The sequence below is a fragment of the Janthinobacterium sp. SUN120 genome, assembly GCF_030397735.1.
Taxonomy (GTDB): domain Bacteria; phylum Pseudomonadota; class Gammaproteobacteria; order Burkholderiales; family Burkholderiaceae_D; genus Janthinobacterium; species Janthinobacterium kumbetense.
This window is the reverse complement of the sequence record NZ_JAPUBW010000001.1, coordinates 796986-821095: the sequence shown is the minus strand read 5'-3', so window position 1 is coordinate 821095 and position 24110 is coordinate 796986. Positions and strand designations below refer to the sequence as shown.

The 24110-nt window shown below is 63.2% G+C and carries 28 protein-coding genes; 15 read left to right on the top strand and 13 right to left on the bottom strand.

The features are described 5' to 3' along the window. Positions 1-2: 2 nt before the first annotated feature. Positions 3-1601, bottom strand: a complete 1599-nt coding sequence (locus O0879_RS03630; protein ID WP_034756044.1) for an ABC-F family ATPase — start codon at positions 1599-1601, stop codon at positions 3-5. A gap of 223 nt (positions 1602-1824) precedes the next feature. Between O0879_RS03630 and O0879_RS03625 the strand changes: the two genes are divergently transcribed. From O0879_RS03625 to O0879_RS03615, 3 genes are all read left to right on the top strand, one after another. After that, positions 1825-2367 (top strand): DUF2939 domain-containing protein, encoded by a 543-nt coding sequence (locus O0879_RS03625; protein WP_289914676.1) that lies wholly within the window; start codon positions 1825-1827, stop codon positions 2365-2367. Positions 2368-2446: 79 nt separating this feature from the next. Continuing rightward, positions 2447-3109, top strand: coding sequence for a hypothetical protein (locus O0879_RS03620; RefSeq protein WP_289914674.1), 663 nt, complete (start codon positions 2447-2449; stop codon positions 3107-3109). Positions 3110-3172: 63 nt separating this feature from the next. Then, on the top strand, positions 3173-3619 hold the full coding sequence (locus O0879_RS03615; protein WP_289914672.1) for a GNAT family N-acetyltransferase: 447 nt from the start codon (positions 3173-3175) through the stop codon (positions 3617-3619). Between the two features lie 59 nt (positions 3620-3678). Here O0879_RS03615 and O0879_RS03610 read toward each other — a convergent pair whose 3' ends face one another. Further along, positions 3679-4371 carry a DUF3334 family protein gene (locus O0879_RS03610; RefSeq protein ID WP_034784631.1) on the bottom strand — a complete coding sequence of 231 codons (693 nt, stop codon included), beginning with the start codon at positions 4369-4371 and terminating at the stop codon, positions 3679-3681. Positions 4372-4768: 397 nt separating this feature from the next. Between O0879_RS03610 and O0879_RS03605 the strand changes: the two genes are divergently transcribed. The 3 genes from O0879_RS03605 to O0879_RS03595 all read left to right on the top strand — a co-directional run bounded on the left by O0879_RS03605 (position 4769) and on the right by O0879_RS03595 (position 7583). Next, positions 4769-6439 (top strand): DUF6138 family protein, encoded by a 1671-nt coding sequence (locus O0879_RS03605; protein ID WP_289914670.1) that lies wholly within the window; start codon positions 4769-4771, stop codon positions 6437-6439. 98 nt (positions 6440-6537) lie between these two features. Next, positions 6538-7224, top strand: a complete 687-nt coding sequence (locus tag O0879_RS03600) for a hypothetical protein (protein WP_251348600.1) — start codon at positions 6538-6540, stop codon at positions 7222-7224. 26 nt (positions 7225-7250) lie between these two features. Then, a complete protein-coding gene (locus O0879_RS03595; protein WP_099667867.1) occupies positions 7251-7583 on the top strand; it encodes a hypothetical protein in 333 nt (110 codons plus the stop codon). Here the strand turns inward: O0879_RS03595 and O0879_RS03590 are convergent. Next, positions 7580-8008 carry an SMI1/KNR4 family protein gene (locus O0879_RS03590; protein ID WP_289914669.1) on the bottom strand — a complete coding sequence of 143 codons (429 nt, stop codon included), beginning with the start codon at positions 8006-8008 and terminating at the stop codon, positions 7580-7582. The genes O0879_RS03595 and O0879_RS03590 overlap by 4 nt on opposite strands. Before the next feature lie 162 nt (positions 8009-8170). On the opposite strand from O0879_RS03590, the gene O0879_RS03585 reads away from it, so the two are divergent. Next, positions 8171-8812, top strand: coding sequence for a hypothetical protein (locus tag O0879_RS03585; RefSeq protein WP_289914667.1), 642 nt, complete (start codon positions 8171-8173; stop codon positions 8810-8812). 97 nt (positions 8813-8909) lie between these two features. After that, entirely contained in the window at positions 8910-9773 is an 864-nt protein-coding gene (locus tag O0879_RS03580) for an alpha/beta hydrolase-fold protein (protein ID WP_289914665.1), read from the top strand. A 9-nt stretch (positions 9774-9782) separates the two neighbouring features. On the opposite strand, the gene O0879_RS03575 is transcribed toward O0879_RS03580, so the two are convergent. After that, positions 9783-10670, bottom strand: a complete 888-nt coding sequence (locus O0879_RS03575; protein ID WP_289914663.1) for a LysR substrate-binding domain-containing protein — start codon at positions 10668-10670, stop codon at positions 9783-9785. A 172-nt stretch (positions 10671-10842) separates the two neighbouring features. Between O0879_RS03575 and O0879_RS03570 the strand changes: the two genes are divergently transcribed. The 6 genes from O0879_RS03570 (at position 10843) to O0879_RS03545 (ending at position 14334) form a co-directional block, all read left to right on the top strand. Continuing rightward, positions 10843-11463 carry a LysE family transporter gene (locus O0879_RS03570; RefSeq protein ID WP_289914660.1) on the top strand — a complete coding sequence of 207 codons (621 nt, stop codon included), beginning with the start codon at positions 10843-10845 and terminating at the stop codon, positions 11461-11463. 76 nt (positions 11464-11539) lie between these two features. Further along, positions 11540-12394, top strand: coding sequence for an undecaprenyl-diphosphate phosphatase (locus O0879_RS03565; protein WP_099667861.1), 855 nt, complete (start codon positions 11540-11542; stop codon positions 12392-12394). A gap of 179 nt (positions 12395-12573) precedes the next feature. Continuing rightward, on the top strand, positions 12574-13143 hold the full coding sequence (mntP, locus tag O0879_RS03560; protein WP_070218395.1) for a manganese efflux pump MntP: 570 nt from the start codon (positions 12574-12576) through the stop codon (positions 13141-13143). 101 nt (positions 13144-13244) lie between these two features. Continuing rightward, positions 13245-13451, top strand: a complete 207-nt coding sequence (locus O0879_RS03555; RefSeq protein ID WP_289904861.1) for a hypothetical protein — start codon at positions 13245-13247, stop codon at positions 13449-13451. Between the two features lie 236 nt (positions 13452-13687). Further along, the gene (locus O0879_RS03550; protein ID WP_289914654.1) at positions 13688-14017 is read left to right on the top strand and encodes a hypothetical protein; all 330 of its coding nucleotides are present in this window, start codon (positions 13688-13690) and stop codon (positions 14015-14017) included. A gap of 71 nt (positions 14018-14088) precedes the next feature. After that, positions 14089-14334 carry a hypothetical protein gene (locus O0879_RS03545; RefSeq protein WP_289914652.1) on the top strand — a complete coding sequence of 82 codons (246 nt, stop codon included), beginning with the start codon at positions 14089-14091 and terminating at the stop codon, positions 14332-14334. Positions 14335-14347: 13 nt separating this feature from the next. Here O0879_RS03545 and O0879_RS03540 read toward each other — a convergent pair whose 3' ends face one another. Next, the gene (locus O0879_RS03540; RefSeq protein ID WP_099667857.1) at positions 14348-14569 is read right to left on the bottom strand and encodes a hypothetical protein; all 222 of its coding nucleotides are present in this window, start codon (positions 14567-14569) and stop codon (positions 14348-14350) included. Between the two features lie 144 nt (positions 14570-14713). Here O0879_RS03540 and O0879_RS03535 point away from each other — a divergent pair, with 144 nt between their 5' ends. Beyond that, entirely contained in the window at positions 14714-15430 is a 717-nt protein-coding gene (locus O0879_RS03535) for an SOS response-associated peptidase family protein (protein ID WP_289914651.1), read from the top strand. Here the strand turns inward: O0879_RS03535 and O0879_RS03530 are convergent. The 8 genes from O0879_RS03530 to queE all read right to left on the bottom strand — a co-directional run bounded on the left by O0879_RS03530 (position 15427) and on the right by queE (position 24075). Continuing rightward, a complete protein-coding gene (locus tag O0879_RS03530; protein WP_289914650.1) occupies positions 15427-16605 on the bottom strand; it encodes a DUF418 domain-containing protein in 1179 nt (392 codons plus the stop codon). The genes O0879_RS03535 and O0879_RS03530 overlap by 4 nt on opposite strands. 14 nt (positions 16606-16619) lie before the next feature. Next, on the bottom strand, positions 16620-17537 hold the full coding sequence (gene ldcA / locus O0879_RS03525) for a muramoyltetrapeptide carboxypeptidase (protein ID WP_289914649.1): 918 nt from the start codon (positions 17535-17537) through the stop codon (positions 16620-16622). A gap of 37 nt (positions 17538-17574) precedes the next feature. After that, the gene (locus O0879_RS03520) at positions 17575-18492 is read right to left on the bottom strand and encodes an alpha/beta hydrolase (protein WP_289914647.1); all 918 of its coding nucleotides are present in this window, start codon (positions 18490-18492) and stop codon (positions 17575-17577) included. A gap of 163 nt (positions 18493-18655) precedes the next feature. Continuing rightward, a complete protein-coding gene (locus tag O0879_RS03515) occupies positions 18656-19810 on the bottom strand; it encodes a ChuX/HutX family heme-like substrate-binding protein (RefSeq protein WP_289914645.1) in 1155 nt (384 codons plus the stop codon). Positions 19811-19871: 61 nt separating this feature from the next. Next, positions 19872-22235 (bottom strand): TonB-dependent hemoglobin/transferrin/lactoferrin family receptor, encoded by a 2364-nt coding sequence (locus O0879_RS03510; RefSeq protein ID WP_289914644.1) that lies wholly within the window; start codon positions 22233-22235, stop codon positions 19872-19874. A gap of 245 nt (positions 22236-22480) precedes the next feature. Then, positions 22481-22990 (bottom strand): tRNA adenosine(34) deaminase TadA, encoded by a 510-nt coding sequence (gene tadA, locus O0879_RS03505; protein ID WP_289914641.1) that lies wholly within the window; start codon positions 22988-22990, stop codon positions 22481-22483. After that, complete coding sequence (gene queD / locus O0879_RS03500; RefSeq protein ID WP_035819191.1) at positions 22983-23429, bottom strand: 6-carboxytetrahydropterin synthase QueD; 447 nt, start codon at positions 23427-23429, stop codon at positions 22983-22985. The genes tadA and queD overlap by 8 nt, the downstream gene beginning before the upstream one ends. Positions 23430-23439: 10 nt before the next feature. Beyond that, positions 23440-24075: a 7-carboxy-7-deazaguanine synthase gene (gene queE, locus O0879_RS03495; protein ID WP_099667849.1), complete on the bottom strand. Its 636-nt coding sequence runs from the start codon at positions 24073-24075 to the stop codon at positions 23440-23442. Positions 24076-24110 lie beyond the last annotated feature (35 nt).

The window sequence follows — 24110 nt, the reverse complement described above, 5'->3', positions numbered from 1 at the left end:
GTTTAGTCAATACCTTGGCTCTTGAGGTAATCTTCATAGTTGCCGCGGTAATCGACCACTTCATCTTCCTTGATCTCGATGATGCGGTTGGCCAGCGAGGAGACGAATTCGCGGTCATGCGACACGAAGATCAGGGTGCCCGCGTATTTTTCCAGCGCGATGTTCAGCGATTCGATCGATTCCATGTCCATGTGGTTGGTCGGCTCATCGAGCATCAGCACGTTGTGGCGACCCAGCATCAGCTTGCCGTACATCATGCGGCCCTTTTCGCCACCGGACAGTACCTTGACGGCCTTCTTGACGTCGTCGCCGCCGAACAGCAAACGGCCCAGGATGGAACGCACGGCCTGGTCGTCGTCGCCCTCTTTCGTCCACTGGCCGATCCAGTCGGTCAGGTTCGTGTCCTTGGCGAAATCTTCCGTCGGATCTTGCGGCATGTAGCCTACGTTGGCGTTTTCCGCCCACTTCACGCGGCCCTGGTCCGGCTGCAAGCCGGCGATGTCGCCCGCGATGCAGCGCAGCATGGTGGTCTTGCCGGCGCCGTTGGCGCCGATGATGGCGATGCGTTCACCCGCCTCGACCATGATGCTGAAGTTCTTGAACAGCTGGCGATCGAAGCCTTTCGAGATATTCTCGACTTCCACGGCCAGGCGGTGCAATTTCTTTTCGCCGTCGAAACGCACGAACGGATAGGCGCGCGACGATGGCTTGATGTCGTCGACCTTGATCTTTTCGATCTGCTTGGCGCGCGACGTGGCCTGGCGGGCCTTCGACTTGTTCGCGGCGAAGCGGCGCACGAATTCCTGCAGCTCGGCAACCTTGTCTTTCGCTTTCGCGTTGTTGGCCAGTTGCTGGTTACGCGCCTGGGTCGAGGCGAACATGTATTCGTCGTAGTTGCCTGGATAAATCTTCAGCGTGCCGTAGTCCATGTCGGCCACGTGGGTGCACACCTGGTTCAGGAAGTGGCGATCATGGGAAATGATGATCATGGTGGAATTGCGCTCGTTGAGCACGTCTTCCAGCCAGCGAATCGTGTTGATGTCCAGGTTATTCGTCGGCTCGTCGAGCAGCAGGATGTCCGGGTTCGAGAACAGCGCCTGCGCCAGCAGCACGCGCAGCTTCCAGCCTGGCGAGACATTGCTCATCGGGCCTTGATGCAGGTCAATGGCGACGCCGGCGCCCAGCAGCAGTTCGCCCGCGCGCGATTCGGCCGTGTAGCCGTCGTATTCGGAGACTTTGCCTTCCAGCTCGGCGGCCTGCATGTAGTCGTCGTCCGTCGCTTCCGGGTTCGCGTAGATCGCGTCGCGTTGCTGGATGGCGGCCCACATTTCCGTGTGGCCCATCATGACGACGTCGAGGACGCGCATGTCTTCAAACGCAAACTGGTCCTGGCGCAGCTTGCCCAGGCGCTCGTTGGTATCGAGCATGACGTTGCCGCCCGACGGGTCCAGGTCGCCGCCCAGGATCTTCATGAACGTCGACTTGCCGCAGCCGTTCGCGCCGATCAAACCATAGCGGTTGCCGTCGCCGAACTTGACGGAGATATTCTCAAACAATGGCTTGGCGCCAAACTGCATCGTAATATTTGCGGTTGAAAGCATGTGATATTAGGTCTTTATTCAGTTAAAACAGCTAGTTAAGTACTTTTCCTCCATTATACAGCACCCACCCTCTTCCACTCTATAGTGGCCCGGCAAGCGCAGCCGGAGCCTATGCGCAGGCATACGGCGCAGAAATAATGGCAAGAAAATATGATTGCCGTATTCCCATTTAGCAGCTACGCTGCGTGGCATTGTTTTCCACCCTTTACCTCACAGGCATCACTTGAAAAAAATCACCATCGCCGCCGCCGTGGCCGTCATTGCCGTCGCTGTCACCGCCTACGCTTCGCCCTACTACACCTTGCACCAGATCAAGACCGCGCTGGCCGAGCGCAACGCCGACGCCCTGGCCGCACACGTGGACTTCCCCGCCCTGCGCGCCAGCGTCAAGACGCAGCTGGAAGCGAGCATGGCGCGCAGCATCGAGGCGACCGCCGGCAGCGGCAACCCGCTGGCCGCGCTGGGCCAGTCGATCGCCAGCGCCATGCTGGGCAAGATGGTCGATACCATGGTCTCGCCCGCCGGCGTGGTGGCGCTGGTCAACAAGAGCGCCGTCAGCCCGCAAGCAGAGGCAAATCCGGATGCGCCCGCCGATGGCGCGCGCAAGAAGGCCGACTATTCAGCCGGCTATGCCGGCCTGAACACCTTCATCGTGCGCGCGAAGGATGGCAATGCGCAGGAAGGCGCGCTGGTCCTGCTGCGCCACGGCGTGTGGGGCTGGAAGCTGAGTTCGATCGAGATTGCATCGGCGATGGCCGCACGCTAGAAGAAGCTAGAAGAAGCGCGCATGCGCAGGCAATCTGATACACAATGCGGGCCACTTGTATCCGATTGCAGGAGATTTCATGCTGAAACACACGACCCTGGCGCTGGCCATGGCCTTTGCCGGCGCCGCACCATCCGCCCATGCCCACGATGGGATCGCCGCCGCCGAGCGCAGCCACTCCGTTGCCGCGCGCATGCAGGCGGAAACGTCCAGCGCCGCCGATCCGGACGCCCCGGCACTGCTGCCCGTGCCCAGCGACATTTCGCTGGCCGAGCTGGAGCGCCGCCTGGCGCTGGGACAGGCGCAGGCCGCTGAAAAACACTATACCAGCGCGCTCGATCCGGCCGTGCTGAGCAGCCTGGCGCAGCAGATGGGGTGCGACGATATCGTCGGCATGCAGCCGTTCGGTTTCCCGCTGGAACAAGCGCAAGCGACCGTCCTGAGCGGCGCGCACCTGCTGGCGCGGTGCCCGGACCGGGCCTATGTGACGATCACGGCCATGTCGATGGCAGGCAAGACGGGCAAGCGCGCTCACATTTCGCCGCAATCGTTCAAGCAGCAGGTCGATGGCAGGCCCGCGCGGCGCCTGTACTACAAGGCGCCCAACGGCCGCCAGAAGGAGTCGCTGACCATCATCGACGGCAGTTATGCGTACGCGCTCGAGTACTGGTCGCTCGATGACAGCCAGCAACGCAGCATGGTCGGCATTCGCAGGATGGAAACATTGACGTTGCCACAATAAAATAGACGCGAACAGGCGAAATACTGTATATTCATACAGTTATCTATTATCCCCTTTTCGAGCATGCCTGCACACCCGCCCATCCAATTACCCTACACCATCTGCATCAGCGCCACGATCGACGCGGAGGTCGAGCAAACCATCCTCGAGGGCTTGAATGCCTACAACGATGCCATCACCGGCTATAGCGACAGACAGGTATTGAGCGTCGTCGTGCGCGACCGCGACAGCCAGCGCGTGCTGGGCGGCGCCATGGGCCGGACTTCGCTGGGCCTGCTGTTTCTCGATTTGTTTTATTTGCCCGCCGCCTTGCGGGGACTGGGACTGGGCAGCCGGATACTGGCGCAGTTCGAAGAGGAAGGACGCCGGCGCGGCTGCGCCTCGGCGGTGCTGTACACCATCACTTTCCAGGCGCCCGAATTTTACGAGCGGCGCGGCTGGCGCCGCTTCGGCGAGATTGCCTGCAGTCCCGAGGGGGCGAGCCGGGTATTCATGAGCAAGACCCTGTAGGCGGCATGCGACAAGGGCTGGCGGCAAACCTGCCGCCAGCCCTTGTCAGCGACCTCTGCTTACATGCCCAGGGACTTGAGCAGGTCGGCGTTGTCGTCGTCTTCCGGTTCCGCGGCAGGCGCCGGGGCGGCGTCCCGTTCGCGATTCGCGAATTCGCCATCCATCAGCGAGTCGGCGTCGACTTCGCGGGAATCGAAATCGTGCAACTTGATGAACTCGGTACGGTCGATCGCCAGTTCCAGATAGAAAATATTGTTCTTTTCCGTGTAGAAAGTGACGCGGCGCATTTCCGGGCGGTCCAGCGGCGTGTCGACGCTGAGCATCACCTGCTTGTTCAGCACCAGCATCTTCGGCTGGCTCTGGGTGATATTCGTTTGCAGCTCGCGCCGCACCTTGCCCGTGAAGTCGCCCACGATCTGGTTCATCAGCTCGCCCATGATGTTCGACACTTCGTCCGACGTGTAGAAGCTGGCCAGCTCCGACTTCGGCATGCCCATGTGCAACATGTAGCGCTCATAGATTTCCATCGCCGTATCGGCGGCAAAATTGAGCACCACCAGGCCCGTGAAACCGCCATCGAACATGACGAAACAGCCGATATCCGGCTTCAGGCCCGTCTTGGTGATGCGCTGCACCATGCCTGAATAATTGACCTTGCTTTGCGTTGCAACGTTGAGCACCCGAACCACCGAGTTGCACAAACTCATCAACAAATCTTCTGTACCGTACACAACATCCTTTTCTGCATCCATGAGCAACCTCTCCTACTATTTTAAAGATGACAGCACTGTTCCCTGCCCGCCGCGAGCCGAAACCTGACAGTTTCGCTCAGCTGGCGGACGACTTCACCTTTGCATGCCTGACCTTGCGTGGCGGCGCGCGCCGCGTTGCCGCCGCCCCGAACCGCCCTCTTACCTTTTTCTGTATAGAAATAAGTATCATGCGCAGAATACCCAGATGTAACATTTCCGTCCAGCCATACCTGCATTTACTTGACGATCTGTGCGGAAATACCAATACACTGCAATGCAACATTATGCGGAAGATAAGCATGCAGGAAGATTCAGGCTGGCACGGTTGAAACCATGGCGAAAAGGCAGCATCACGTATACTGCCCCGCGGGACGCAACTACCGAAAGGCATGAGAGGATGAGTACACTGCAGGAACAGGCAACGGCGGAAATGATGGCGGCCGTGGAGGCGTGGTTTGTCGAGCGCCTGAAGCGCACCGATCTGGAAAGCGCCGTGAATCGGACCACCTTGCAAATGGGTATCTTTAACGATCTCTTGCTCGACTACAAACCCGGCCGCACCACGGCCGACGATTACCATCTGGCCGATGCCGGGGATTTCGCGCAGAGGACGCCATCGCGCCTCGATGAAACCGTCGTGCGCGACAGCATCGCGCCCCAGCTGGTTGCCATGGTGCAAGCAAAGCTGGCAACGCTGGCCGACACGCCCCTGATCGACTATCGCTTCAGCTTTCGCGGCAAATTCCAGACGGCACAGGGCACGCTGCACCTGAATCTGCTCGATCATGTCAACGAAGGCAAGCGCAGCGCCCTGCTCGCGCGCATCCACACTTACGTCGAGCAAAAACTCGAGCGCGGCAACCGGCCGACGAAAAAGCTGGAAACCTTCTTCCTGGCGCGCCACCTGCTCGATCCCCAGCTGTTTCCGCAACCCGATATCGCCTGGACCATCGCACAATTCGAGCGCATCGAACAGCTGAACAAGTCGCGGCCGCAAGCGCTGGCCGAACATCGCAGCGACATCATCCAGGCCGTGTCGGCCTGGGCGGAAAAACAGTTCTTGCCGCAGTTCTATGACGTGCAAACCTCAAGCTACAGTGGCACGGAATACACCTTGAAAGCGGGCGCGGCGCCCGATGCCCAGGCGCTGGCGCCGATCGACCTGCTGCTGTACGGGGCCGTGATGATCTTGCGCCACGAACCGAGCTACGCCAAGTCGACGGGCCTGAAATTCCTGGAAATCGCGCGTGAACTGGGCAGCGAACGGGCCGTGCGCATGCTCAAGGAAGGCAGCGGCACCTTCCCCGACGGCGACATCCACGTGAAAAATACGCTGCTGGAATGCCGCGCCAACGACGTGTTTGCCACGATCAGCATCACGATTGCCCAGGAAGAAGAAGGCGCGTATGCGCAGGCGCTCGCGTTCATCACGCACCTGCTGAACAACGGTTTCCCGAAAAGCTACCGGATCAAGCTCAAATCGAAGGTCAAGGAATATCTGCCCTTGAAAGGCCTGGCCCGCTCCGACACGCACCGCTTCTTTGCCAACGCCCTCGCCCATGCATCGCTGCAGCCGCAACTGGAAGCGTATGCGCGCGCCGCCATCGGGCAATACGAGTTCTATGCCGACACGGAAGGCGAAAAGAATTGCATGCCCGGCAGTTACGCCACGTTTGGCCTGGGCTTGCTCGACGCACGCCATTTCCCGCTGGTGCAGCACTACATGGCCAACGTCGACGAGGAACACCAGTCCGTGCAGGATCAGTTCACGGCCGCCTTCGCCGAACGGCATGGCGTGACGACGGCGTCCATCCCCGTGCTGGCGGCCTGCCTGCGCGCGTGCACGGATAACGCCAAAGTCAAAATCCAGGCGGAACTGGAAGAGGTGGAGAAACTGGAACTGTTCTGCCAGCAACTGCAAGGGCTGGAAGGCTATCTGGTCGAGCACATGCTGTACCCCATCTGGGGCAAGCTGGAAAAACTGGCGGCCCTGGCGCGCAAGGCGCAAGGCCGGCGCAGGGAGCTGCTGCTGGCCTTGCTCGAAGCAGCCAGCAAGACCGGCGCCTAATGTGCGCAACGTTATGACTTTCACCATATATAATGCGCGGCGCCAGAGTTGCCTTAAGGCATCTTTTGGCGTCTGACATTGAATCGTGGAGAAAATGCATGCATCAAACACAACAAACATCGCGCACCTTCCTGCTGGCAGCAAGCTTTGCCGCCGCCGTGGCGCTGGCCCAACCCGCCATCGCCGCCGACGCCGCGGAACTGGCCCCGCTCGATGCGGCCGACCTGTACATCAAGACCATCATCAACCAGGATGAAGCCAGCGTCGCCAAGCTCAACGCCTACCTGCGCCCCACCCGCCTGGCCGGCCACCAGAGCGCCGAATACGCGTCGTACAGCGACATGAAGGAAGCGGACGCCAAGTTTCCAACGGAAACGGGCAAGCTGATCGCCGACCTGTTCCCCGCAACCATGCGCGCGGCCGTGACGCCGGCCGCCGAATTGCTGGCGGCGAACGTCATCGCCGCCAAGAAGGGCGCAGTGTGCCAGGCCACCAAGGCAGACCCGGTGACGGTGGAAAACGGCATCCAGACGGCCGCCGTCAGCTTCGAATGCCAGATCGTCAAGGTACCGCTGGCATGGGCGCCTGCCGCCCAGCAACTGGCGAAGAGCGGTTGCAAGGTCGAGCAATGCAAGGCCGGCCTGCAAAAGATCGCCGCGACCTACACGAGCTCGCCGAAACAGGCGTGGCGCGCCGTGTTTGCCGTCAGCCGCGAAAAGAACTCGGAAGCCTGGCGCAACGATTTCGCGCGCGAAACCTTCGATGAAATCTGGGAATATCTGTAATCCTTCACTCATCCCTAAGGCTGCCGGTGGATAAACCCAAACTGACACCCGTCGCCCAGCCGGCAGGCCTGGCCCTGCTGCGCCTGCTCGATCCCGACCACGTGGACGGTGCGCTGAGCAAGCAGGTATTGGCGCAAGACCTGGCCAGCCTGCACGGCAAGCAATTGCTGGCGCTGCTGCGCCGGCTGCGTGCCGCGCAATCCAACCAGCAGGATTATGCAGGCGCCACCCCAGAGCAGGCCGAGCAGCAGTTCGGCGCCGCCATCGCCGCCGTCAAGGCGGTGCTGGCCACGCGCCCGCACATCCCCAACAAGCAGGAAGCGAAGGCCTTGCGCCAGGCGGCGGCCAAAAAGCGTTAATCGAGGCGCAAGCCGGCCGCCAGCAAGGCCATGCCCTCGCCGAACGCGGGGGCGATGACGCGCACCTCGGCCGGATCGAGGTCGCCGAAGTTGACGTACGCCAGGGCCGGCGCCGCGCCCGCGCGATAATCGAGCAGCAGGCATAGCGGCCCGCCATCGGAACCGATCCCCAGGCACTGGCCGCCCAGGTAGCGCTGCAGTTGATACGCGCCATTCAGCGCCACCAGCTCGCGCGCGGGCCACAGCGACAGCGATTGCCCATCGACATCCCCTGCGCCGCCATCGGACCAGCACAGGAAGTCGTGTAAATCCGGCGGCAACGGCAGGCCCATGGCCTGTTCGATGGCAGCCAGGGATGCCGGCGTGGCGCCAGGACTGGCACGCCAGTACGGCGCGACGGCGGCGATGACTGGGGCAAGACGCATAGAGATGGGTTTCCTTTGAATGGGCGCGCGGCGGGCTGCCTCGGCGCGCCATCATCGGCGAGCGGACGCCGGGCGTCAAGCGACCATCCAGCCGTGCGCGCAAGCTCGTCGGCCCCCTCCTATAATCTGAGGCTCTATTGTTTCCGCTACAGAAAGTTCCCCATGTCCATACAATTTCCCCGCCATGTAATAGGTTGCGCCGTATTGGCCTTTTCCGGTTTGGCCGCCATGCAGGCCGCCCATGCCGAAGAGACGGGGCCCATCGATGCGCGTGCCGTCTGGCAGGAACGCTCGCTGTCGGCCTGCCGCACCGGGCAATCGCACTCCGCGCCCGACGTCTGCCTGCTGCGCACCATGAAGCGTACCGGTGCGCCCCCGCAAGCCATCGCCGCCGCCAGGATGCTGGTCGGGGCAAACATGCCAGGCTACATCTCTGCCTGGCGCCCGCTGGGCAAGGTGGCGCTGGCCACCGTCACCTATCCGTTTCGCGCCAACACGAATGAAAGCACCTTGCTGATCGGCAGCGATGGCGCGGCCATCGATGTCGACGAGCACTCCGTGCGCGAGGAAGACCGGGCCACGCCTGCCTGGCAAGCGTTTACCGCCGCCCACCCGGACGCCATGCCGTTCGCGCCCGCCGAGTTCGTCGGCAGCACGGCCACCGGCGATGGCGGCCAGAGCGTGCTGTTTTCCACGCCCCTGATCACCTGCCACGCCTGCGCCGACGATGGCGCCCTGCTGGTCGCCTACACGATCGACAAGGCCGGTATCGTGCGCGAGAGAAAACTATTGACGATCAAGTAAGACTGCATCAAAGACAAGAAAGATGAGATAGAATTGCTTGATGGCATGTCTATACGAGTACATGCCATCGATCCAAACTTACTTATCACAGGAAACCATGCGCCGCTCTTGCCTTGCACTGCACCTCACCGCCGCCCTGCTGCTGTCCAGCCCCTTCCACCTCGCCACTGCCGCGTCCGCCGCTACCGCTTCCTCCAGCGCAACCACGCCGCTCGTCATCGGCGAAAGTTTCAGCATCGATTCGCAGGCGCTGAAAGAAAAACGCCACATCAATGTGTACATGGCGCGCGCCTGGGATACGCCGCCCGACGCCCCGCTGCCCGTGCTGTACATGCCCGACGGCGGCGTGGCCGAAGACTTTTTGCACGTGGCCGGCTTGCTGCAAGTGTCGGTGGCAAATGGCACGATGCGCCCCTTCATGCTGGTCGGCATGCAAAACACGCAGCGCCGGCGCGACCTGACGGGCCCGACCGGGAATGCGGAAGACCGCAAGATCGCCCCCGTCGTGGGCGGCGCGGCCGCCTACCGGACCTTCATCCGCGATGAGCTGATGCCGGAAATCAAGCGCCGCTACCGCACGACGGGCGAGACGGCCATCGTCGGCGAATCGCTGGGGGGCCTGTTCGTGGTGGAAACCTATCTGCTGGAACCGCAACTGTTCGACCATTACGTGGCGTTCGACCCCAGCCTGTGGTGGAATCAGGGCGCCCTGCCGCGCCAGGCGGCAGCCCTACTGGCGAAAGGCACGCCAGGCAAGCACAGCCTGTACCTGGCGTCCAGCAGCGAAGCAGGCATCGCCGTGGAAGTGCAGCGCCTGGCCGACGTGCTGGAAAAACAGGCGCCGCGCGGCTTGCAATGGCACGTGGAAAAGATGCCGGAAGAAACCCACGGCACGATCTATCACCCGGCCGCCCTGAAAGCATTTCGCAGCGTCTTCAAGCCGGCCACGCCGCCGCAATAAGCAAGACGGCTACGGCGCCGGCAACGCCTGCCCCATCTGCTCGCGCAGCCAGTGCAGCAAGGTGGTGCGGCGCGCATCGCCATCGAATGGCAGCGGCGACAGCAGGAAATAGGCGCTGCCGTCGCGCCGGAAACCGTAGGGCGCGACCAGGCGCCCGCTGTCGAGGTCTTCGCGCGCCATGAAGACTGAGCCGATGGCCACGCCGAGGCCGGCGCAAGCCGCTTGCAGGCTCAGATAGAAGTGCTCGTAGGCCTGGCTGCCGCCCTGGCCGCCGCCGTCGGCATCCTTGCCGGCGGCGCGCCAGTGGGCCCAGGCGGCCGGGCGCGACGCCGTGTGCAGCAGGCGCTGCGCGGACAGGTCCAGCCGGCCTTGCCGCAGCAGGGCCGGCGCGCACACGGGCGCGATCCATTCATCGCATACCTTTTCCGCATGCAAGCCCGCATCCCACAGAAAATCGTTGCGGCGCAGCGCCACGTCCACCGCGTCGCGCTGGAACGCCACCGGCCCGCCCGAGGCGAACAGGTGCAGCGGCACCTCGGGATACCGCTGGTAAAAGTCGCCGAGGCGCGGTATCAGCCATTTCATCGCGATCGTCGGCTCGCACGACACCACCAGCTGCCCCTGGCGCACCGGCTGGCGCACGGCGTCGAGGGCGGCGTCGAGCCGTTCGAACGCTTGCTGGACGGCATCACGCAGCTGCGCGCCCGCCGGCAGGAGGAACACGCCGCGGTTGCGGCGTTCGAACAGGGGCGTGCCCAGCGACGTTTCCAGCAGGCGGATTTGCCGGCTGACGGCCCCATGCGTGACGTGCAGTTCCGCGGCCGCCTGGACGAAACTGCCCAGCCTGGCCGCAGCCTCGAAGAAACGCAAGGTGCCCAGCGCCGTCTGTCTAGTCATGATCTGTCACTTTTTCTCACACATATCTGCAAGATATCATCGTTTTTCATGGAAGGCCATTCTAGCGATAATTTGTCTTCCGGCAGCCCGCATGCGCGCCGCGCCCTTGCCCAATAGGCGAGAAATAGTCACCGATGGCCGTGCGGGCGCCACCACTGCCCAAGGAAGACACATGATTGCATTGCTTGCCGTTGCCCTGATTACCCTGCTGGCCTCCATCGTCCCCGGCCCCGATTTCGCGATGGTCACGCGCAACAGCTATCTGCATGGCCGCCGCGCCGGCCTGCTGGCCGCGCTCGGCATCGCGCTGGGCGTGCAAGTGCACGTGTTCTATACGATGTTTGGCGTAGCGCTGCTCATCGCCGGTTCGCCTGGGCTATTTACGGCGATCAAGCTGGCCGGCGCCCTCTACCTGGCCGTGATCGGCTGGAAAACCTGGACCAACCGCACCGGACTCGTCATCGACCTGCATGGCGGCGCCAGCGTGCCCCGGCGTCAAATCTTGCTCAACGGCTTTCTGACCAATGCCCTGAACCCGAAAACGACCCTGTTTGTCATCAGCACCTACACCCAGGTGGTGCAGCCCGGCACGCCGTTGGCAGTCCAGTTCGGCTACGGGCTGTGCATGTCCGCCATCCACCTGGCCTGGTTCGCCCTGGTGGCCGTCTTTTTCTCGCAAGCGCGCTTCCGCTTGCGCATGGTCAGCCACCAGCGGACCATAGACCGGCTGATCGGCGCGGTCCTGATGGCGCTGGGCGTTGCGCTCGCCTGCGCCAACATGGACAAACTGTAATCTGGCGCGGGACGTGCCCGCCACATCCGGCGGGTAAAATCGGCGACCCTTCTTCCCCCGCCGAGCACAGATATCCATGAGTTTTTTACAACTATTTATTCTTTCCATCGTCCAGGGCTTCGCCGAGCTGCTGCCCGTGTCCAGCTCCGCCCACGTCATCATGGCGGAAAAACTGATGGGCCTGGACCCGACGTCGCCGGAGCTGACCATGCTGCTGGTGATGCTGCACACGGGCACCATGTTCGCCGTCATCGTGTATTTCTGGAAATCCTGGCGCGCCACGTATTTCAGCTCGGCCACCGCCTTCCGCAGCAATGCCTTGCTGCTCGTGGCCGCCACGGCCCTGACGGGCATCGTCGGCTTCGGCTTGCTGAAAGGCATTACGCACGTCATGAGCAAGGATGCGCCGGGCTTTGAAATCGAGCACCTGTTCGGCAACGCAAAACTGATGGCCGCCGCCCTGGCCGCCGCAGGCGTGCTGATCATTGTGTCGTCGCGCCTGCAGGCGCGCCAGCATGGCACCTTGTCCATCGGCAAGGCGATGGTGATCGGCGCCGTGCAGGGACTGTGCCTGCCCTTCCGGGGCTTTTCCCGCTCGGGCGCCACCATTTCCGCCGGCATCGCCATGGGCGTGCCGCAGCGCCGCGCGGAAGAATTCAGCTTCGCCCTGGCCGTCGTGCTGACGCCGGCCGTGCTGGTCAAGGAAGGCTGGCGCTTCTACCAGGCCGTGGCAAACGGCAGCCTCGATCATCTGGAGCACGGCAACAGCCTGCTGCACCTGCTCGGCCCCAGCCTGCTGGGCATGCTGCTGTCGTTCCTGGCCGGCTTGCTGGCCCTGCGCTGGCTGTCGCGCTGGCTGGAACAGGGGCGCTGGCATTTCTTTGGCGCATATTGCCTGCTGGCCTCCTTGGTGGTGCTGTACGTAGGGTAAAATCGCCGGGTTTGCGTTAAACGCCTATAAAACCTACTGCGCGTCGTGATTTACGGCCTGCGATGCTCACTGTACCTGCGTACAGTTGCGCTTCTCGACCGCAACTCCCTTCCGCTCGCTACGGTTTTCTTCGGCGTTGTTGCTTTATTATCCCAGCCAGGTTTTACTGAAAGCCAACGATGAATTTCGCCGCCACCGCCGCCCTCTCGCTTGCCATGTCCACCGATGCCTTCGCGGCCGCCGTGGGCAAGGGCGCCGCCCTGCACAAGCCGCAATGGCGCGAAGCGCTGCGCACGGGGCTGATCTTTGGCGTCATCGAAGCCATCACGCCCATCATCGGCTGGGCCCTGGGCAGCGTGGCCGCGCCCTACGTGGAAGCGTGGGACCACTGGATCGCCTTCAGCCTGCTGGGCATCATCGGCTTGCTGATGATACGCAATGCCCTTTCCGATGCCGACGAGGAAGAGGCGCCGGCCCAGTCGCACTCGTTCTGGGTGCTGGCCGTGACGGGCCTGGCCACCAGCATCGACGCCATGGTGGTGGGTGCGGGCCTGGCTTTGCTGGGCGCCAACATCGTCGTGACGGCCGCCGCCATCGGCTTTTCCACCTTCGTCATGGTGACCCTGGGCGTGATGCTGGGCCGCGTGCTGGGCACGGTGGCGGGCCGGCGCGCCGAACTGGTGGGCGGCCTGGTGCTGATCGTCATCGGCTGCGTGATCCTGTACGAGCATATCGGCCATCCGGCCTGACGCCGGGCAAGGCCTGCGCACGCCATGGCCGGCGGCGCAGGCGACGCGCCACTTTGTGCTACATTCAAGGCTCTGCATTCCTGTCCCGCAAGGTGACCATCATGGAAACTCTTGAGCTGCTTTTTGCCTCGCTGGTGCGCGAAACGGCCGAATCGATACGCGACCACCACGTCCCTTTTGCCATCAAGCACGACGAGCGCGCCTATTTCGAGTGGATGGATGGGCATCCGATCGATGGCTACATCCAGGAAGCGTATCGGGAGATCGAAGAAACGGCCCAGCAGATCCGCGCCATCCGCGCTGGGTGATGACGGCAGCCGCAAGCTACTGCGCGGGCGGCTTTGCGGCTGGCGATGCTCACCGCACGTCAGTGCGGTTGCGCTTCTCGGCCACACATCCGCTCCGCTCGCTACGCTTGCCGCTGCCGTCGCGACGTTGGTTGGATCGTGGTCAAGAATTTGGGGCTTGATTCAGGTCAAACACTCTGCTGTTCCTATCGAATTGATGGCCCAATGCCGTGACAATGGAATTGGAGGCGGGAGACATGGATCAGGAACAAAAACACCAGATCAGGGGTTATGAATTTCATGTGACGGGGGCGCTGGAGAAGGATGGGCGCTACCGGGGCATGATCTTGATCAGCAAGCGCGGCGATACCTTGCAGGCGTATGCCAAGCCCGTGCTGATTGAAACGCCGAGCAGTTTCAAATCCGTGCATGCGGCCTTGATCGAGGCCTCGGCGTACGCCCAGGAACTCATCTATAACGGCGCCATCAAGGCGCTGCTGCCGGCCGAGGCCCCGCTCGCGGATACACAGGCCGGTACGCAGGCCGGCACGCAGGCGCCGCAGCCGCCGGATTTCGTCGGCAACTGACGCCGGCAAGCCAAACCGGCACCCCGGGCGCGCGTATAATGACGCGCTTTCCCGGATGAAAACTCAGAACCATGGAATATGTGAACTTGCCGCTGGTCTTCCTCGTCGGCTGCGCCCTGATTGCCTTGCTGGCCAAGAAGAATGGCTATTCGTGGTACCTGTTTTTCTTCGCCATCGCCGTGCCCACGCCCCTGTTGCTGCTGGCCTTGCCCCATGTGGTGGGCGTGGAGGCCGCTTCTTTGACCTCTGTACGGCTGGGCACCGCCCTGCTGTTCCCCGTGGCCGGCTTGCTGCTGGCCCTGCGGCGAAAACACTGACCCAAAAGCGGTCTCAGCGTGCAGGCACGCCATCGGCCAGGCGCCAGCCGACGGACAGGGCCAGTTGCTGCGCCTCTTTTTCATTGCTGCAATCGTCGTAATCGCAGGTGTCCGCATATGCGCCGCACGCCTGGTTCTGGCTGACATACGAGCCGACCCAGCGGCCATCGCGGCGCTGGCTGGCCGTGGCGCTGATGGTAAAACCTTTGTGGATGGTGGGATTTTCAAAAGGCATAATTCCTCCGATGCAAGAAGCGTCAGGGACCTGACTGGCTTCCACTGTGCGCCTTGCGGCCGCCCACGTCTGTACGTTTGACCACACTCACGAAAAGGGCGCGCGCCGCGCTCGCGCCGGCAGGCGATCGGGTATGATTTCCACATGTGTGGACGATTCGATCAAAATGACACGGCGCGCGTGCTGGCGTCATCCTTCGGCTGGACCGACGCGGTGTTCGACAGCGAGGCGGAACCGCACCTGAACGTCTCGCCCGGCACCTACCGCCCCATCCTGCACATCCAGGATGGCGTGCACCGGGTCGACGATGTCTTCTGGGGCTACCGGCCCGCCTGGGCCGCCGCGGCCGTGCCCGCTCCCGGCAAGAAAAAAATCCCCATCGCCATCAATGCACGCCTGGAAAAGCTCGCCGGCGCCTACTGGAAACCCTTGCTGCGCGCGGGGCGCGGCATCGTCTGCGTTTCCGGCTGGTATGAATGGACGGGCGAGAAAGGCGGCAAGCAGCCGTGGCACATCCACCGCAAGGACCGCGCGCCCCTGTTCCTGCTGGCGCTGGCCCAGTTCGGCCCCTACAAGGTCAATCGGGAAGAAGCGGGCTTCGTGCTGGTGACGGCCGACAGTCTGGGCGGCATGGTCGATATCCACGACCGGCGCCCCGTGGCCGTCAGCCGGGAAGACGCGCACCGCTGGATTGACCCCGCCCTGACACCCGAGCAAGCGCTGCACCTGGCACGCACCTGCATGCTCGACGTGGACTTGTTCGAATGGCATGCCGTCGACAATCCGCTGGTGCCGTCCGCCAAGGCCAAGGCGCCGCCACCGGCCGCGGCGCAAAGTACGTTCGACTGGGGTACGGATTAAGGCAGGCGCGCCAGGCGGCGCCACAGCGCTTCCATGGGACCTTGCCTGAAATGGCGCAGCCAGTAGCGGCTCAGCAGCACCTGCCCCGCCATCATCACGACCGCCAGGCCCAGCATCTCGGCGGGACGCAGTGTTGCGCCCCAGCCCAGGCCCGGCCCCTGCAGCAGCCAGGTGCCGATCAGCGATTGCAGCAGATAATTGCTCAGCGCCATGCGTCCCACGGGCGCCAGCCATGCACCGAGCCAGCGCAGCATGAAGGGGCCGGCCAGCATCAGCGCGGCCACATAGCCGGCCGCCAGCACGGGGCCGCCGGCGAACAGGCCCACTTCGAACAGGGCCGTGTCAAACACGGTTTGATACGGATCGGCCACCTGCCACGCGACGGCCCCCGCCGCCAGCAGGTTGAACGGCAAGCCCGCGCCCAGTCCCACGGCACGCACCCGGCGCCACAGGCGCTGGTGGCGCTGCGGCTGCGTCAGCCAGCCGAAACGCACGGACAAGATGCCCAGCAAGAACAGCACGATGATATGCGGCAGCATGGCGGCCGAGTACAGCAAGGACACGAGGAAATCGTTGGCGCGCAGCCTGGCGACGGCCCATGCGCCGCCCTGCGTATAGACCGCGTAGCGCTCCGCAAAGGCTTGCAGGTCGCGCGCGATGTCCGGCGCGCCGCCCTGCTGGCCCACAGGAATCAACAGGCACATGAATAATAGAAAACCGGCCGCCACCAGCCAGGCGCGGTTGCGCACGCGGCTGAGCCTGGCGGACAGCAGGGGCAGGACCAGCATGCCGGCGACGGCATACGAGGTCAGCACGTCGCCGCTCCAGATGCAGAAGCCGTGCAGCAGGCCGAACACGAGCAGCCAGCGCAAACGGCGCCGGTAAGCCGCTTGCGCCGCCTCCCAGCTCCCCAGCTGGTGCCGCAGGGAACGTGTCTGCAAGGCAAAACCGGCGCCGAACAGAAAGGCGAAGATGGGGTAAAACTTGAATTGCGCCAACGCCGCCACGCCAAAAATGACGAGCTGGTCGAGCACGGGCGGCTGCGCCGGCAAAGTGCCGTAGCGCAAGGACAGGCTGCCCCAGGCGAACGACCATATATTCACCAGCAAGATGCCAAACACGGCGATGCCGCGCAGCACGTCGAGCTGCAGCAACCTGCCGGGCTTGGCGCCCACGGAGTTCAGGACGTTCAGGGGCGCGCCAGGGTCGGGTAATCGCCCACCTGCAGGCTGAAGCCGGACGCATCCGATTGCAGCCGCGCCTGGCCGCCGAACGGCAAGGTGACGCGGCGGCGGATGTGGCCAAATTCCAGTCCCGTCAACACGGGCACGGGCAGGCGCTCGCGCACGTAAGCCAGCATGGCGTCGACATCGTAGCCCTTGTCCATGGGGCTCAGTTTATAGCCGGAAAAGTCACCGAGCACGACCGCTTGCTGGCGCTGGATCACGCCCGCGTGCAGCAGTTGCAGCAGCATGCGTTCGACCCGGTACGGGTGTTCGTTGACGTCTTCCAGGAACAGGATGCCGCCATCGATCTGGGGGAAATACGGCGTGCCCAGCAAGTGAACCAGCATGGCCAGGTTGCCGCCCCACAATTTTCCTGTCAGCTCGACCTGCGGATTGCCCGCCGCCGCGCCCGTGACCGTGTGCGTGGGACCGGCCAGGCACGACCACAGTTGATCCAGCGTAAATTGCTCGGGCTCGTCGCGGATAAAATCGTCGCAGATCATCGGACCGGCAAAGCTGGCGCGGCCCGTTTTTGCCAGCAAGCCCATGTGGAAGGCCGTGAAGTCGCTGTAGCCGACAAACAGCTTGCCGCTGTCGGCCATGCGGTTGAAATCGATGTCGGGCAGGATGCGGCTGATGCCGTAGCTGCCGCGCAAGGCGATCACCACTTGCACGGCCGGGTCGGCGGCGGCCGCGTTCAGCTGCGCCAAGCGGCACGCATCCGTGCCGCCGAAGCGCTGGAATGTGTGGTCGGGGTCGTAGTAATTGTGGACGGTGGCGCCTTGCGCCTGCAAGCGGGCGATGCCGCGCGCCAAAGCCGCCTCGTCGGGCGCACAACCGCCCGGCGCGACGATGGCGATGCCAATCTCAGGTGTCTTCAAAATATGCCTGGCTAGTCAAGTGGTGGGCGCGCCTGGCTCAAGCTGGCTGGGAGCGCATCTGGGGCGCCATCTTACCTTGCAGATGCACATCGATCAAGGCGAGCAGGCGCTCGATCAGCTGGGGCGGCATGTCGTGCCCCATGCCTTCGATCACTTCCAGCCGGGCGCCGGGGATCAGCGCCGCCGTATCGATGCCGCAGGCGACGGGGATCAAGGGGTCGGCCGCGCCATGGATCACCAGCGCCGGACAACTGATGCTCGGCAGCAAGGCCGTGCGTTCGCCCGAGGCGGCGATCGCCACCATTTGCCGCGCCACGCCTTCGGGGCAACTGCCCCGCTGCAGCGCCGCTTCGATGCGCTGGTACAGCAGTTTTTCCGACACGGGATAGGCGGGACTGCCGATCACGCGCACGGTGGCGGCCATGTGCGCCATCAGTTCGGCGCGGCTGGCGTTGCGTTTCGGGCGTTGCAGCAGCGCATTGCGCGCGGCCCGCGTGGGGCCGGGCAAGCCGCGCCGGCCGCTGCTCGACATGATGGAGGTCAGGCTGAGCACCTGCAGCGGCGCGCGCGCCGCCATCACTTGCGCGATCATGCCGCCCATCGACACGCCGATCACGTGCGCCTGGGCAATCCGCAGGGACGCCAGCAAGCCCAGCGCGTCGTCCGCCATGTCATCGAGGGTGTAGGAAGTCCTGAGGGGCCAGCCCAGCAGGTTTTTCACGTAGGCCAGCGGCAGATACGGCTTGCCCGCCAGCGCCATCTTGCTCGACAGGCCGCTGTCGCGGTTGTCGAAACGCACCACCCGGTAGCCTTGCTCGACGATGCCTTCGACGAAGTCCGCCGGCCAGGCAATCAGTTGCATGCCCAGGCCCATGACCAGCAGCACGCACGGGTCATCGGGGTTGCCGTGGCTCTCATAAGCTATGTTGAGGCCGTTCGCCATGATGGTTGCCATGATTGCCTCTCTTCAGGAACCAGCACGCAGGCACGATCGCTGCGGCCTTGCAATCAGCATACCACTATTGTGCTTCAGACATGAGACCGGCACGCGGTACACAAGCTGAAGTGTTGCCGCGCCGGTACGGCGCGCGGCAACCGTGCAGAATCATCGCTACTGCTTACTTGGCCTTCGGCAAGGAATCGGCCAGATCCACCCAGCTTTGCGGCTGCGGTTTGCCGCGCTCGCGCACGCCGAAGAAGGAGACCACTTGCGTGCCGTCGTTGTCGAAGAACTCGACGGAAGTGACGCCGCCGCGCTTGACGATCCAGCCGCTGCGCAGGGCCGTGTCGCGGATGTGCAGGTTGAAGTCCGGGTCCAGCACGTTGAAGAAGCCGCCGGCGGCCATGGTTTTCTCGATCTTGCCGCTGTAGATCTGCGTCAAGCCTTCATTGCCCAGGAACACCATGATGGCGACCTTGTCCTTGGCCGCGTTTTCCAGCAGGGTGCGCAGCGCCGCTGGCGTCACGCGCTCGACCACGCCGGCCGGCGCCAGGCGCAGGGCCTGTTCGCGCGACAGGTGGAATTCGCGCATGATTTGCGCAAACTGGTGCACGTCCGTCATGTCTTTCCAGGCCAGCTGGAATTCCTTGACGTCGATCTCGGCATCCGGCTTTTCCGCCGCTTTCGGCGCCACGGCCAGCACGTTCAGCTCCGCGCTTTGCTGGGGCATGCGGAAGGTCGCCACCAATTTATCGTAGACGGCCACACCCGGCTCGTTACGCAGGTAGATCTTGTGCACGGCCGTGCCGTTGGCGTCGAAGAATTGCAGGCTGCGCGTCGGCTTACCATCGCGGCCCGCTTGTTCTACCGCAAATGCGTATTTCCAGTTTTCAAAGTGGAAACGCAGGTCGATCTGGCCGCCCAGGTAACCGCCCGCGATATTGCGCTGGCGCGCTTCCGTTTCCGGGTCCTTGGCGTCGGCCTGCTCGGACTTGTCGCCCGCCTGCTTGAATTTGCTGGCGACGCCCGTCGTTTCGATGACGCCGTTTTCATTGCGCGTGATCGCTTGCACGATGCCCAGGTCCAGCGCGGCGCGCATGATTTCGCGCGGCTGGTTGCCGTCGGCCTGCAGGCGAGTGACGCCCTTGCCGATGTTGGTTGCCAGCAATTGCGCTTCGGATACACCCAGCGCGCGCGCCGCGTCGCGGATCTGCAGCTTCGGCTGCTCCGTGCGCAAGGTGGACCAGCGTTCCGCCAAAGTGGCTGGGGCCGCGTATGCGTTTGCGATCAGCAGGCTGCCTAGCAGGGATAGAACGAGTTTGGATAACTTCATAGAGAGACCATTCAATCAAACATGGAAAAAAAGAGGGGCAAGCACCCCTCCCCGGTAGAAATCAATAGTTGACGCTGAGGCTGGCGGCGACGTTGCGGCCCGGCTTGGCGTAGCGCTCGATCTCCAGGCGGCTGGCAGCCGTGGTGCCGGAGGCCAGGCTGCGCGCGGCGGCGTAATCCCAGTACTTGCGATCCGTCAAGTTGTACACGCCGACGATGATCTTGGCGTTCTTGTGCACGTTCCAATAGGTCGACAGGTCGAAGATGGTGTACGACGGCACCTTGAAGAGCGGCGCGGTCCCGCCCATCAGCAAATCGTTCGGCGCCTGTTTCTCGCCGGCATGCAGCGCCGTCAGTTCCAGGCCGAACAACTTGTTCGTATGGTCATAGCCGAAGGTCAGCGCCGTCTTGGCCGGCGCCACCGAGGCCAGGCCGCCGCTCTCGCCCGTCAGGGTATTGAAGGAGCGGCCCTTGGCCACGCCCGTGGCCAGGTCGACGCGGTAGCCCTGCATGGCCGGCAACCAGGCGCCCAGCTCCGCGCGCAGGCTCAGCTCGGCGCCCCAGGTGCGCGCATTGCCGATGTTTTCCGGACGGAACAGGCCCAGGGTGAGGGTCGGGTAATTCACCGGATCCAGCTCTTGCGCCACGTACTCGATCATGTTCTTGTACTCCGTCTGGTAGACGGACGCCTGCATGCTCAAGCCCCTGGTCACGTCGCCTTTGAGCCCCAGTTCATATGCCTTGCTGGTTTCCTTGCCCAGATTCGGATTGCCCAGCACGGCATAGCCATTCCCCGTGCCCGTATAGCTGATGGAATCATAGGTACCCGTGCGTTCGATCGCCGTCGGCAGGCGCGTGCCGCGCGTGAACGTGGCGTAGGCTTGCATTTCCGGCAGCACTTCCACGGACAGGCTCAGGCTCGGCGTGAAGTAGGAATCGCTCTCCTTGCGCACTTCCTTGGCCGCATTCGGCACGCCGATCAGATAGTTCTGCAGGTTTTTCGGCTCCAGTTTGCGGTAGTCGGCACGCAGGCCCGGCGTCAGCACGGCTTTCTTGCCGCCCAGGTCGAAACTGAGGTCGTCGCGCACATACAGGGCCAGCTTGGTGACATCCATGTCGGCCATGCGGTTCTTGCGCGTGATCTGGTGCTCGCCCGTGGCGATGAGGGTGCGGTCTTCCATCCAGGGACGGCGCGATTTGGCCTGTTCCAGCTGCACGCCGTACAGCAGCGCGTTGTCGGCGTTGAGCTGCTTGAACGCTTCCGAGGTCAGGCCGATGCTGTCATTCTTGAAGCTGGTGTCGATGGCACGCTGGAAGTTGCCGCGGTAAACATAGCGCCCCTTGCTCTTGTCCTCGATCTTCGCATTCTGCAGGTAGACTTTCGAGGTCAGGCGGTCGAACAGGGCGAAATCCTTCAGCACCACCTCGTGGCCCAGGCTGACGCGGGTGCGCTTGGTGGTGGAATCCTGCTGCACGCCGTCCGGGTACATGGCGCTGACTTTATTGTTGAGGTCGCGCTTGTTCTTGCGTTCGAACATGTCGACCGTCAAGTCCAGCTTTTGTTCGCCCGGCAAGGCCCACACCAGCTTCGACAGCAAGGCGTTCGAATGCCAGTCATCCGGGTTGACGGTGGCGCTGCCGCGGCTGTCCAGCTGCTCGCCATCGCGGTGCACGTACACGGCCAGGCCTTGCAGACTGGCGCCGATCTTGGCGGCGCCCGTCAGGGTGTGCGCATTGCTGCGGTCCACCGTGGCGCGGCCGTATTTATACGCCACATAATGGTCCACCCCTTCGCCCAGGTAATCTTCGGGCGACTTGGTGATGAAGGCCACGCCGCCGCCCAGGCCGGGATTGGCGCCGCTGACGGCCGTCGTGCCCGAATCGATGCGCACTTCGCGGAAAGTTTCTGGATCAAAATAATCGCGGCCCATGCCGAAGGCGTTCATGTTAGTGCTGTCCGGCTTGGGTGCCGCGTCGGGCAGGGAAATGCCGTCGAGTTCCAGGCTGACCCGGTTGCCTTCCAGGCCGCGGATGTTGTAACCGGTATTGCCCGCGCCATCCCACATGCCGCCGCCGCCCGAGGCCGCCATTGACGTGCTGATCAGCGGCTGATAGCGCACGACGCCGGCCATGTCCGTCACGTTGCGGCGCTCCAGGTCGTCGCTGCGGATCACCGTCTTGGTGCCCGCGCGGCGCTCGTAATCCTGTTTGGCGTTCACGACGATTTCCGGGAAGACAGGCAGCTTGGCCGGTTCCTGCGCGGCCGTGCCTGCATTGACGGCGGCGTTTTGCGCGGCCACGGGCAGCAGCGGCGCGGCGAACAGGCCCAGCAAAGCGGCGCGCAGCACCAGGTTATGGCGGCGGACAGGCAGGTGAGCTGGGGATACGACGGGTGCAGCGAGGCGCTGCGTAGGCACAGTAGTCATGATGATCCGGTGGAAGAGTAAAGGCTGGCTCTTGAACCCGGATCGATAACGAAAGTGTTAACGATGTATAAGGAAAGTTTGCTGGCGAAAACAATACTGTAACACGAATCATTCTCATTTGAGAATGGCAAAGTGGTCTAGACAGATGTTATTTCGCAACAGTTATGAAAAATGCCAGCCGGGGTGGCTGGCATGGCTGACGCGCGGGACAAGGCCGTGGCGACCCTGCCCTGACTGGGCCAGAATCAGGTCGGAGGATGGGCCAGCTTGCGCGCTTCCGCCTGCGCACGGCGGCGCTCGGCAAAGAAACGCTTGAGGAAAGCGCCGCACTCATCGGCCAGCACGCCGCCAGCGATGGCCGTCTGGTGGTTCAGCGCCGGCTGTTCGAACAGGTTCAGCACGGAACCGCAGGCGCCCGTCTTCGGGTCGCCCGCGCCGTACACGACGCGCGCCAGGCGCGCATGCAGCATGGCGCCCGAGCACATCACGCACGGCTCCAGCGTCACGTACAGCTCGCAGCCGGGCAAGCGGTAGTTGCCCAGCTTTTCGGCGGCCGCGCGCAAGGCCATGACTTCCGCATGCGCCGTGGGGTCGTGGCGGCCGATGGGCTGGTTGTAGCCGACGGCGATGACTACCCCATCCTTGACGACGACGGCGCCGACGGGCACTTCGCCCAGGTCCCATGCGTGCTGGGCCTGTTCCAGGGCCAGCTGCATGTAGCGCGCGTCCTGCGCGCTAGCGTGCGTTTCAGTCATCGGTCACTTCTGCCCAGCAATTCGGCGTTTCATGCAACACCAGCTTATGCAGGTGCAAGCCCGTGCCGAAATGGTCGGTAAATGCGGCTTTCAGGATCTCGAAAGCGATGCGCGCCAGGTTTTCCACGGTCGGGATGCGGTCGATGACGACGGTTTTATGGTCGGGCAGGCTGGCCAGGAAGTCGCGCACGGCCGTATCTTTTTCGTACACGAGGAAAGCGTGGTCCCACACATCGACCAGGTGCTGCTTGGCCAAGGTTTTCACGTCGGAAAAGTCCATGATCATGCCATTGTCGGAATTGCCTTCCGCTTCGATGACCTTGCCGACCAGGGTGATTTCCACCGTGTAGCGGTGGCCGTGCAGGTTGCGGCACTGGCTTTTGTGGTCGGGAATGCGGTGGCCCGCGTCGAATTCGAGCTTGCGTGTGATAGTCAGCATATTATTTGTTTTAAGGGATTTGCAGGAGTTTATGGGTTTGCAGGCTCAGCTTCCACTTCGGGTTGCTTTTGCATGTTTCGATGGCCAGCTTCATGTTGTGCGCGGCCAGGGGGCCGTCCATCGCCTGCACGAAGAAGTTCTCGAAGTCCAGTTGTTCGTAGGCGGCCAGGTCTTGCTGGAACTGGGGGATGACCACCTTGATTTCATTGCCTTTGTGCACCACCAGGGTGGAACCCATCTTCGGGCTGACGCAGATCCAGTCCACGCCGGCCGGCACGGGCAAGGTGCCATTGGTTTCGATGGCGATGGTAAAGCCGACCGCGTGCATGGCGTCGATCAGGGCCGTGTCCAGTTGCAGCAGCGGTTCGCCGCCCGTAAACACCACGTATTTGCTGGGCGCGTAGCTGGCGGGCCACAGGCTGTCGATCAGCGCGGCCAGTTCGGCCGGCGTCTTGAACTTGCCGCCCAGTTCGCCGTCCGTGCCGACGAAATCCGTATCGCAGAACTGGCACACGGCCGTGGCGCGGTCGCTTTCGCGGCCCGTCCACAGGTTGCAGCCGGAAAAGCGGCAAAACACGGCCGGACGGCCCGCGTGCGCACCTTCGCCCTGCAGGGTATAAAAAATCTCTTTGATGCTATAAGTCACTGTATTTCCTAAGAGCTGGCTGGCGTCATCGCGCA

Coding starts and splice junctions, on each gene's coding strand:
- O0879_RS03630 (WP_034756044.1), bottom strand. CDS start 1,601: ATGCTTTCAACCGCAAATATTACGATGCAGTTTGGCGCCAAGCCATTG.
- O0879_RS03620 (WP_289914674.1), top strand. CDS start 2,447: ATGCTGAAACACACGACCCTGGCGCTGGCCATGGCCTTTGCCGGCGCC.
- O0879_RS03615 (WP_289914672.1), top strand. CDS start 3,173: ATGCCTGCACACCCGCCCATCCAATTACCCTACACCATCTGCATCAGC.
- O0879_RS03610 (WP_034784631.1), bottom strand. CDS start 4,371: ATGGATGCAGAAAAGGATGTTGTGTACGGTACAGAAGATTTGTTGATG.
- O0879_RS03605 (WP_289914670.1), top strand. CDS start 4,769: ATGAGTACACTGCAGGAACAGGCAACGGCGGAAATGATGGCGGCCGTG.
- O0879_RS03600 (WP_251348600.1), top strand. CDS start 6,538: ATGCATCAAACACAACAAACATCGCGCACCTTCCTGCTGGCAGCAAGC.
- O0879_RS03590 (WP_289914669.1), bottom strand. CDS start 8,008: ATGCGTCTTGCCCCAGTCATCGCCGCCGTCGCGCCGTACTGGCGTGCC.
- O0879_RS03585 (WP_289914667.1), top strand. CDS start 8,171: ATGTCCATACAATTTCCCCGCCATGTAATAGGTTGCGCCGTATTGGCC.
- O0879_RS03580 (WP_289914665.1), top strand. CDS start 8,910: ATGCGCCGCTCTTGCCTTGCACTGCACCTCACCGCCGCCCTGCTGCTG.
- O0879_RS03575 (WP_289914663.1), bottom strand. CDS start 10,670: ATGACTAGACAGACGGCGCTGGGCACCTTGCGTTTCTTCGAGGCTGCG.
- O0879_RS03570 (WP_289914660.1), top strand. CDS start 10,843: ATGATTGCATTGCTTGCCGTTGCCCTGATTACCCTGCTGGCCTCCATC.
- O0879_RS03565 (WP_099667861.1), top strand. CDS start 11,540: ATGAGTTTTTTACAACTATTTATTCTTTCCATCGTCCAGGGCTTCGCC.
- mntP (WP_070218395.1), top strand. CDS start 12,574: ATGAATTTCGCCGCCACCGCCGCCCTCTCGCTTGCCATGTCCACCGAT.
- O0879_RS03555 (WP_289904861.1), top strand. CDS start 13,245: ATGGAAACTCTTGAGCTGCTTTTTGCCTCGCTGGTGCGCGAAACGGCC.
- O0879_RS03550 (WP_289914654.1), top strand. CDS start 13,688: ATGGATCAGGAACAAAAACACCAGATCAGGGGTTATGAATTTCATGTG.
- O0879_RS03545 (WP_289914652.1), top strand. CDS start 14,089: ATGGAATATGTGAACTTGCCGCTGGTCTTCCTCGTCGGCTGCGCCCTG.
- O0879_RS03540 (WP_099667857.1), bottom strand. CDS start 14,569: ATGCCTTTTGAAAATCCCACCATCCACAAAGGTTTTACCATCAGCGCC.
- O0879_RS03535 (WP_289914651.1), top strand. CDS start 14,714: ATGTGTGGACGATTCGATCAAAATGACACGGCGCGCGTGCTGGCGTCA.
- O0879_RS03520 (WP_289914647.1), bottom strand. CDS start 18,492: ATGGCAACCATCATGGCGAACGGCCTCAACATAGCTTATGAGAGCCAC.
- O0879_RS03515 (WP_289914645.1), bottom strand. CDS start 19,810: ATGAAGTTATCCAAACTCGTTCTATCCCTGCTAGGCAGCCTGCTGATC.
- O0879_RS03510 (WP_289914644.1), bottom strand. CDS start 22,235: ATGACTACTGTGCCTACGCAGCGCCTCGCTGCACCCGTCGTATCCCCA.
- tadA (WP_289914641.1), bottom strand. CDS start 22,990: ATGACTGAAACGCACGCTAGCGCGCAGGACGCGCGCTACATGCAGCTG.
- queD (WP_035819191.1), bottom strand. CDS start 23,429: ATGCTGACTATCACACGCAAGCTCGAATTCGACGCGGGCCACCGCATT.